Raw genomic sequence first — 8,806 nt, 5'->3', positions numbered from 1 at the left:
GCACGACGGCGGAGCTCAAGCGGGTAACGGGAAGGTCGTGCCATGACTCGATCCTTTCATGAAATCGAGTCTCCATTCGAACCGGGGCGGTTCAGAACAGCGTTTGGCGACCGGTTCCGGAGGCAGTTGGTGATCACCTGGCTCACGGATCTCGATGAGAAACGACGGCACTGTCGTGTCCACGAACGTGGGACGGCCAGCCTCTCGTCAGAGCGGCTGGCCATCGACGGGGCCGCCGGAGCCGGGCTTGAACGTCGTGCCGAGGTCGTACTGCGCGATCCCGAAAGGTTGAAAATCGGCATCGGCAAGGATGCGGTAGAGGAACTCAGAGGTGGACATGTCGAACCGGTGCCATCCGCCGACGTCATTGGACCGCGCAAGGACGGGGTACTCGCCCGGCCGCTCAGCATCGATCAGCCAGAAGTACTCGTCGGCCCATTCGGTGGAGCCCCACTCAACCAGCCCCTTGCCGCCCGGCGCGTAGATCGCATAGGGCTCGACGGCGGAGACGCTTCCGAGCTTGCTGTCCTGGTCGGTCGACAGGTCGACCCGCCACTGTGTCAGGAAGTCGAACGAGATGCCCTCGTCGCGCCCCAGAAAGTAGACGGAATCACTGAAGACGCCGCCGCTGAACGCCTCGTAGAGCTCCTTGTAGTCAGCCGGCAGCGGAACCCCCAGCTCTCCCTCGATCGCCGCCCAGTCGACGGAGATCCCGAGCGGCTCCCACCCGGTCAGTTCGATCACTCGCTGAACCCACATACAACGATCTTTTAGCACCGGTCTTCGTTCCGGTGTCCCTCAACCCCCTCATCGCTCACGTCAAGATCGGCAGCTAACGTCCGGAACAGCGGGGCATGGGGAGGAGGTCCCAAGTGTTCGCTTGTGAATGGTCGGCCTTCGAGGCTGGGCGCGGCGGGCCGAGGTGGTCGCTGCGCCCGGTCAGCCGCCGGCCACGGCGCCGCCGAACCCGGCTTTCGCGGCCGGGGCGCCGAAGGAGCCGGGGCTGTAGGCGGTCGAGTTCCCCGAGAGGTTGAGGGCCCATGCCGAGCCGTCGCCGGCGTTCTCCTGCGGGGCGCCGACGACCAACCGACCGCCCAGGGCGGCGCTCCTGCCGAAGCCGTCGCCCTTCTCCGCCACGCCGGGCACGCCCGCGGAGTTCTGGGTGAACACCTTGGCACCACTGCCGGTCAGCCCCTTCGGACCGCCCTTGAGCAGCAGGACGGAGCCCGGGTCGGTGAGGCCGTCGAAGTCCTCGCCGGGCACGCCCGCCAGCACGTCCGCGTAGCCGTCGCCGTCGGTGTCCGCCACCGCCAGGCCGGTTCCCATACCGTCACCCGGTTCGCTGACGCCGGGCACGCCGGTGGAGTCCTGGTTGACCCAGACCGGGGCGAGGGTGTCGCTCAGGCCCTGCGGGCCGCCGTAGGCGACACCGACCGCGCCGCCCTTGACCTCCGGCCGGCCGGAGTCGGTGTTCCATTCCTCAGCGTGGCCGACCACGATGTCGCCGTAGCCGTCGCCGTTCACATCCCCGACGGCGGTGTACTGACCGTTGAGGCGCTTGCCGTTCGCCGCGTTGAGGATGCCCACCCGGGTGGGACCTGACGTGCCGCCCAGGTAGAGAGCACTGCGCCAGGAGTCCCCCTCCTCGTCGTCGGTGACGGTCACGACCAGGTCGGCGATCCCGTCCCCGTTGACGTCTCCGGAGGACAGGTCACGTACGGTCACGGCGGTGCCCTCGGCTTCGTACAGCGAGAACATGGAGTCCTTGGCGGGCTTGCCGTCCCGGCCGATCCCGCTCAGGAGGCGCACAACCCCGGGCGCGCGCACCGCGAGGCCGGCCCGTCGGCCGCCGTCGAAGTCGCCGGCCGTGACCGCCCCTCCCACATCGCCGCCGCCCCTCGCGCCGGTGTCCACGGCGGTGGCCTGGCCGAGTCCGTCCGGCCCGCCCCACAGAACGATGAGCATGCCGGCCTGTACCTGGCCGATCCGCTCGCCGGGTGTTCCGACCACCAGATCGGTGTACGCATCGCCGTCGAGGTCGACGGGCACCACTGTCTGGCCGAACTTGTCGTTCGCCTCGGCCGCTCCGGGCACACCCGCCGTGTTCTGGCTGAACGTAGCGGTCTCGCCGTTGCCGTACACGATCGACACGTATCCGGCCCCCGCCCCGCCTCCCACCTGCCCGCCAGGGGCGCCGATGGCGATGTCCGCTCTGCCGTCGCGATCGAAGTCGGCCCGCGGACCGGTCGGTACGGCCGCGGAGGCCTGCGGCTCAGCCGCGGCGGCCCAGGCCGACGCCGCCAGTGTGGTGACGGCCGCCAGGCCCAGTGCGATTCGCTTCGAGACCACGTCGTTCAACCTCCAGTGAGACGAACTCCTCGTGAACAAGACTCACGAGATGCCGAGGGGTTGTACGGCAGTTGCCGCACGATGGGATGAGCGCGGCTTGCCGCCTACCAGGCCGCCGGTGGCTCGGAGTGCCCGATGCCGTAATGCGGAGAGGTGTCGAAATGTCCCGAGTCCCAGCGCGTCGCGATGGTGGACTGCCGCCCGGGACGCGGCGGGCCGGCGGTACTGTGGTTGAACCTGGTCGAGGTGGGTGGTGGCGGTGGAGTGGCGTGGGTACGCCGAGCAGATGGCACTGCTCGCCCGGGATCTGCTGGCCCAGGACTCGGTCCAGGCAACCCTGGATCAGATCGCGGCGGCGGCGGTGAATCTGCTGGACGGCTGTGACGCGGCCGGGATCCTGGCCATGCGCAAGGGCCGGGCCGTGACCCTGGCCGCCTGCGGGGACATGGTCCACGACTCCGACCGCCTGCAGGGGGAACTGGGCGAGGGCCCCTGTTTCGACCTGGCCCGCGGCAAGGACGGCGAGCGCGTGTACCGGATCGCGGACATGACCCGGCCCCAGCCGACCTGGCCGCGGTACGCCGCCGAGGCCCGCCGGCTGGGCGTGGGCAGCATGACCGGCGTACTGCTGTACACCGACGACGACGACTTCGGCGCGCTGAACCTGTACTCCCGCCACCCCGGAGCCTTCGGCGAGGACATCGAGACCGCGGGCTGGCTGCTCGCCTCGCACGCCGCCGTCGCACTGGCCGGCGCCCACACCATCGACCAGCTCGAACACGCCATGGACACCCGGCACGCCATCGGCGAGGCCATGGGCATCCTGCGGGAACGCCACCAGCTGAGCGAGGACGAGGCCTTCAGCGCATTGCGCCGCATCTCCCAGCACCACAACATCAAACTCCGCGACGTCGCCCAGCGAATCCGCGCCGCCGAAAACGTCGGCACGGCTTGACGTCCGTCCCCTGCGGCCTCCATGTCGCGACCGCCGCCGCCACGCCGCGATCATCTTCGTGGCCACGACGGGTTGCACCTGGCGGCAGTTGCCGCCGGTTTTCGGCCCGTCGGGGCCGACTGCGCACCAGCGCTTCACCGAGTGGACCGCCGCCCGGGTCTGGGCGAAGCTGCACCGCGTCATCCTCGACGAACTGGGTTCGCGCGGAGAGCTGGACTGGTCGCGTTGCGCGATCGACTCGGTGAACATGCGGGCCCTGAAAGGGGGGACCTGACAGGTCCGAATCCTGTAGACCGGGGCAAGAAGGGCTCGAAGATCCACTTGATCACCGAGCGGACCGGTTTACCCCTTTCGATCGGCATCTCTGGCGCGAACGTGCACGACAGCCAGGCACTTGAGCCGCTCGTGCGCGGGATCCCGCCGATCCGCTCCCGCCGCGGCCCGCGCCGACGACGACCCGCGAAGCTTCACGCGGACAAGGGCTACGACTATGACCACCTGCGCCGATGGCTACGCAAGCGAGGCATCCGGCACCGCATCGCCCGCAAGGACATCGAGTCCTCCACTCGGCTGGGCCGGCACCGCTGGACCATCGAGCGCACGATGTCCTGGCTGGGCGGCTGCCGCCGTTTGCACCGCCGCTACGAACGCAAGGCCGAGCACTTCCAGGCCTTCACCGCCATCGCCTGCAGCCTCATCTGCTACCGCCGACTCGCCAAATGAGACGACGTCTAAGTGTCGTGGCCGTTCTCGCGGCCGTCGGTGCCTGGATGTACTTCGTCTACCGCCTGTCCGACCCGGTGCCTGCGGCCTTTGGTGCACGGGTCGGGCGTTCACGTGCCAGGCCGTGGGGCAGGCGTCGGCCCTCCCGTGGGGAGGGCCGGGAGGGGCGGCGCGGCCCCGCCCAGGTGGTACACGGGCGGGGCCAGAGGTGGGGCCTCCGCGGGGGTTGGAGGATCACCGCCGTCACAGCATTGCACTGGATTCGGCCAGGCGACAGGGTTGTGACTGGAATCAGCCGCATGGTGGGTACGGGTACGTACCCGTACCCTTCAGCGATGGGGTTGACAACTGCTCGATGTGGAACGCGTATGAGGGTGATTTAGCTCGATCGTGTGATGGTCGGCTTTCGGGCTTGCGAGGTGTGGTGCGGGCCCGGGTAGCGTGAGCAGCGCGATCTGGGACGCCGGGTGCGGTGCTGGCGTGCGGGGCCCCTGCTTCACCAGCGTGATGGTTCAGGGCCTCCCCGTCGCCTCTGGCTGCATCCACATGGCCAGGTCGTAAGGGACTCCGCCCTTCCGGGATCGGACCACGGACAGGATCCGTGTCGCCACCCGGAGGCGAAAGCGGACGACCTGGGGGTCCCCCCTCTGGGGGAGCGCCCAAGACCGTTCGGGGCGTGCCAGTGCGTGGACTCACTCCCGCTCACTGTCCAGGAACGGTAGGAGCACGACGATGTCCGATGCCAACGTCCGTATCCCCAAGGAAGCCAAGGACCGGCTGGCCGCTATAGCTGCCGCTGAGGGTCTGTCGCTGCGCGCGTATCTCGCCCGTCTTGCTGAGACGCGGCTGACTCCTGCCGAGCCGAGCGGGCGGCGAAGGCCCTGGCCGCACTGAAGGAGTGGAACGGCTACGCGCCGACCGCTGCCGAGGAGCAGGACCTGGACAGCGAGCTGCACCGGCGCCTGGCCCAGGTGACCAGCCGGTGAGTGACGCTGTGCACATCGTTCCTGGACGACACCGCGATGGCCGCAGCCGGCCAAGGCAACATCCTTGCTTCCCGTCTGATCCACCGTGCCCATGCCGAGTCGGGCTGGTTCCTGTACGCCCCGGCGTGCGCGTTGGTGGAAGCCGATCGCGCCCGGCCCGGCACGGCCGAGCATCTGGCTTCCCTGCCCGGAATCACCGTCCTCGATCTGGACCGGGCTGCCGCCCTGGCCGTTGCGCGGAAGGAGACCTGGGCCGCGGCCCGCACCTCCTCCGCAGGCAGGGAGCCCTTCCAGCCCGCGTAGGTGTCGACGAGGATCAGCGTCGTCACGAGGTCCGCGTGGTGGCGGTAGAACTCCAGGGCGAGAGTGCCACCCCAGGAGAGGCCGGCGATGTGCGCCGGACCGAGCCCCAGCGACTCCACGACCCCGGCCAGACAGTACGCGTAGTCCGCCAGGCTGAAGGACTCAGGAATGCCGGAGGAGCGGCCCGCTCCTGGCTCGTCCCAGGCCACGACCGTGAATTCGTCCGCCAGTGCGTCGAGCTGCGGCCGCCAGACCCGGGCGTCCTCCGCCGCACCGTGCAGGAACACCACGGGAGGCCCCTCGCCCACGCGGTCGTAAGCGACCCCTAGCCCGTTGACCTGCACCGTCGCCATGACTTCAGGGTAGGCCCGCCCGCCAACCCCGTCGCGGCGGTCGACACCGGAGACGGTCACGGCCTCAGGTGTGTGCCCCCGCCCGCACACTCCATGAGCGGGCGGCCCCGGCCGACAACGCACGCCGCGCTCGTTGAAACTCCCCACTCCGTTGAACTGCGGACCGAGTGAGGCGACGCGCAGCCGTGGCCGTTTTCAAGAATCCCCATCAGCGCCTCGGCGTCGCACGCGGCGGTGACATCCGTGGCCTTGCTGGCAGCGGTGCCGCCGCCGTGCGGATGTCGGCGAACAGGCGGTTCAGGGCTTCCTGCCCACGGGCGGCGGCGACGATGTGAGCGCTGCGGGCGGCAAGCTTGGCTGCGGCCACGCCGAATCCGAAGAAGGCCGCTGAGGGTCTCCTGGTGAAGTGGTGCCCAGGTCCCAGAGGAGCGGAGTGGGCTTCGGGACAAGGGCAGGCGGGGGGTCAGGAGCGCTTGCGGCGCTTCACCGCGTAGCCGTACTGGTCGCGCCAGCGCGGCTCGACATCGAGGGCGAGAACGGCGTGCTGGGCCCAGTAGGGGTTGCGGAGCAGCTCGCGGCCCAGGAAGACGGCACCGGCCTGCCCGCCGGCGATGATCTCCTCGGCCTGCTGCGGCTCGGTGATGACGCCCACTGTGGCGGTGGGGACGCCGGCCTCGTCGCGGGCCTGGGCGGCGAAGGGCACCGCACCTGGTAGTTCAGCCCTGCGACGATCTTGGCGTCGCGGACCATGCCACCGGTCGACGGGTCAGGAGGTCGACGCCGTGGGCCGTCAGTTCCTTGGCGCGGCGGACGGTGTCCTCTGCAGTCCAGCTCTGGCGCTCGTCCTCCAGGTTCTCGGTCAGCCAGTCGGTGGCCGAGATGCGGAAGAACACCGGCAGGTCCTCGGGCCATACGGCGCGGACGGCAGAGGACACCGTCCGCCGCGCCAACTTCGAGCGACAAGCGGATGCGGTTCTCGTAACTGCGCCGTAGGCATCGGTGTGGTGGTTGGCGGCCGGGGAGAGGAAGGAGTTGCGTTTAAGGCAGCGCATGACCTCGCGTTTTCCCTTTCCTTGGGCGGTGCGTCGCTCCAGGTAGAGGCGGGTGCGCTCGTCTTGTCTCATACGGGTGACCACGATGCGGTGCAGCGCGGCGTTGGCCTGCCTGCCTCCGCCGCGGTTGAGCCGACGGCGCTGGCTCTTGCCTGAAGACCTCTCGTCAGGCTCCGTGTCCGCCGGATCGGTGCCGCGCCTGGGTCAGCCAGTGCCGCACGAGCGGCATGGTCTGCACGCTGCGCTCGTCCAGCAGCCCCTTGACGGCACCGCAGTGCGAGTGCCCGCACACCACGATGTCCGGGACTCCGAGGGCCATGACGGCGAACTCGATGGTGCCCGCCACGGCGCAGGCAGTGGCGGACCGGTAGGACGGAACGATGTTCCCGGCGGTGCGCAGTTCGAAGATCTCGCCGGGCAGGCACCGGGGCAGAAACACGCGAGAGTCGGAGCAGGCGATGATCGTGACTACTGCGCGAGTGGTTCAGCAGGTCGTTCTGAATGGATTCGGTCATGGCAAGTGTCGCAAGCCACGACCGTTTTGCGGCGTCGGTGAAGCATCACGCGCGCCCAGTCAGAAGGCGGCCGAGCGCCGGACGGGCCGGCTCCGGGAAACGGGGACATCTTCTCGACGGCTTGGCGTACGACACCCAGGACGCAACGGCGTCCCGTTGCCCGTGGCCTGACTGCCGGGCCGCCCGCGTCGGAGCGTCGCGCCGGGCGGGTGGGACCGTTCAAGCGGCTGATCGTCGCGTATGAGCGCCTGCTCTCCGACCACTCGAAGTCTGATTCATCCCGGATAGGATGCATTATGTGATCAGGACAGGATGGCTCCGGGGCCGCAACCGTCCGTACGGTGGTCGGCAAAAAGCCGTACTGCTGTCACCGTTGATCGTCACCGTCCTCATCACCGGCCTGGCTTTCTCCACTCCGCGGGAGATCGCTTTCAGCCGCCTCCTGCCCGCAGCACCGGCTCTCGCCGCCGCGATGTGGCCCGTGCTCCCGACGGTGCTGCTCGGGGCGTTCTGCCTGCTGATCATGATCGGTCTCAGCTTCGTCTACGCAGATCTGGGGACGCCGTACACGGCTGCCGCGATCATTGCGGTCACCTTGGCGGCAGCGTATGCGAGCCATCTCCGACTCCAGCGGGAGGAGACGCTCTTCCAGGTCCGGCTCGTCGCCGACGCGGCCCAGAAGGTGCTGCTGCGACCGCTGCCGTTCCGCATGCAGGACGTCGAGATCGAGGCGCTGTATCTGGCGGCCCAGGAGCAGGCCCGGATCGGAGGCGACTTCTATGAGGCGGCCGACACCCCGTACGGGGTCCGGCTACTCATCGGCGACGTGCGTGGCAAGGGCCTGTCAGCGGTGGGGGCGGCGGCTGCGGTGATCAACAGCTTCAGGGAGAACGCGTACGATCAGCCAGACCTGAGGAGCATCATCCATCGGCTGGAGATGAGTATCGCCCGCTACAGCGCGGGGATCGTGGCCCGTGACCGGCTGGAGCACTTTGCCACCGCTCTGATCGCCGAGATCCCGTACGGCAGCGGACAGGTCAGGGTTCTCAACTGCGGGCATCCGCCACTGCTTCTCGTGCGGCGCGGGAAGGTCCACGTCGTCGAGCCCACCACCGCCTCGACACCCCTCAATCTCGCGACGCTCCTCGGAGACGACTACTACGTCGAGACCGTCCCGTTCGGCCCTGGCGATCACATGCTGCTCTACACCGATGGAGTGACGGAGACCCGTGACCACACCGGCGAGTTCTTCCCGTTGGCCGACTGGATGGGGCGGCACACCACGGCGCCGCCCCGGGAGCTGCTGGGCCGGCTACACCGGGATCTGCTCCACTACAGCGGCGGTCGGCTCGACGACGACATCGCAGCCCTCGCCGTGCGCTACCGGCACGCCCCAGGTGAGGACCACTTCGCGTAGGTGCCCGGGAACCGTGCCGGGACTGGTTGACTGACTTGACTGGCGTGGACAGGACATGTTGACGCTCTCCTCCCTGAAGGGAGGAGATTCTTACGGCTCGCGCCGTGAGACTTCCTGTTTCATCGCCGACTGCCCGCCCGGAGAACTCCGTTG

7 protein-coding genes and 3 pseudogenes are annotated in these 8,806 nt (G+C 69.0%); 4 read left to right on the top strand and 6 right to left on the bottom strand.

Going from position 1 to position 8,806, the window contains the following annotated elements; all coding sequences use genetic code 11:
- Positions 1-207: 207 nt before the first annotated feature.
- Positions 208-744, bottom strand: coding sequence for an SMI1/KNR4 family protein (locus ACFYO2_RS49200; protein ID WP_388363946.1), 537 nt, complete (start codon positions 742-744; stop codon positions 208-210).
- 195 nt (positions 745-939) lie between these two features.
- Positions 940-2,349, bottom strand: a complete 1,410-nt coding sequence (locus tag ACFYO2_RS49195; protein WP_388363944.1) for an FG-GAP repeat domain-containing protein — start codon at positions 2,347-2,349, stop codon at positions 940-942.
- A 286-nt stretch (positions 2,350-2,635) separates the two neighbouring features.
- Between ACFYO2_RS49195 and ACFYO2_RS49190 the strand changes: the two genes are divergently transcribed.
- The 3 genes and pseudogenes from ACFYO2_RS49190 (at position 2,636) to ACFYO2_RS49180 (ending at position 5,013) form a co-directional block, all read left to right on the top strand.
- Complete coding sequence (locus tag ACFYO2_RS49190) at positions 2,636-3,304, top strand: GAF and ANTAR domain-containing protein (RefSeq protein WP_388363951.1); 669 nt, start codon at positions 2,636-2,638, stop codon at positions 3,302-3,304.
- A gap of 10 nt (positions 3,305-3,314) precedes the next feature.
- Positions 3,315-4,027, top strand: a pseudogene (locus ACFYO2_RS49185) (IS5 family transposase).
- 732 nt (positions 4,028-4,759) lie between these two features.
- A pseudogene (locus ACFYO2_RS49180) lies at positions 4,760-5,013 on the top strand (hypothetical protein).
- Here the strand turns inward: ACFYO2_RS49180 and ACFYO2_RS49175 are convergent.
- From ACFYO2_RS49175 to ACFYO2_RS49160, 4 genes and pseudogenes are all read right to left on the bottom strand, one after another.
- Positions 4,935-5,669, bottom strand: coding sequence for an alpha/beta fold hydrolase (locus tag ACFYO2_RS49175; RefSeq protein WP_388363941.1), 735 nt, complete (start codon positions 5,667-5,669; stop codon positions 4,935-4,937). The pseudogene ACFYO2_RS49180 and the gene ACFYO2_RS49175 sit on opposite strands and share 79 nt — an antisense overlap.
- Before the next feature lie 463 nt (positions 5,670-6,132).
- Positions 6,133-6,703: pseudogene (locus ACFYO2_RS49170) on the bottom strand (NADH:flavin oxidoreductase/NADH oxidase); the annotation flags it as partial.
- Between the two features lie 184 nt (positions 6,704-6,887).
- Positions 6,888-7,181 (bottom strand): carbonic anhydrase, encoded by a 294-nt coding sequence (locus ACFYO2_RS49165; protein ID WP_388363948.1) that lies wholly within the window; start codon positions 7,179-7,181, stop codon positions 6,888-6,890.
- Positions 7,182-7,189: 8 nt separating this feature from the next.
- Entirely contained in the window at positions 7,190-7,345 is a 156-nt protein-coding gene (locus ACFYO2_RS49160; RefSeq protein WP_388363938.1) for a hypothetical protein, read from the bottom strand.
- A gap of 180 nt (positions 7,346-7,525) precedes the next feature.
- Here ACFYO2_RS49160 and ACFYO2_RS49155 point away from each other — a divergent pair, with 180 nt between their 5' ends.
- The gene (locus ACFYO2_RS49155; RefSeq protein WP_388363935.1) at positions 7,526-8,653 is read left to right on the top strand and encodes a PP2C family protein-serine/threonine phosphatase; all 1,128 of its coding nucleotides are present in this window, start codon (positions 7,526-7,528) and stop codon (positions 8,651-8,653) included.
- The last annotated feature ends 153 nt before the right edge of the window (positions 8,654-8,806 follow it).

The organism is Streptomyces sp. NPDC006602, assembly GCF_042870385.1.
GTDB lineage: Bacteria > Actinomycetota > Actinomycetes > Streptomycetales > Streptomycetaceae > Streptomyces.
This window is presented reverse-complemented; position numbering and strand designations above follow the sequence as displayed.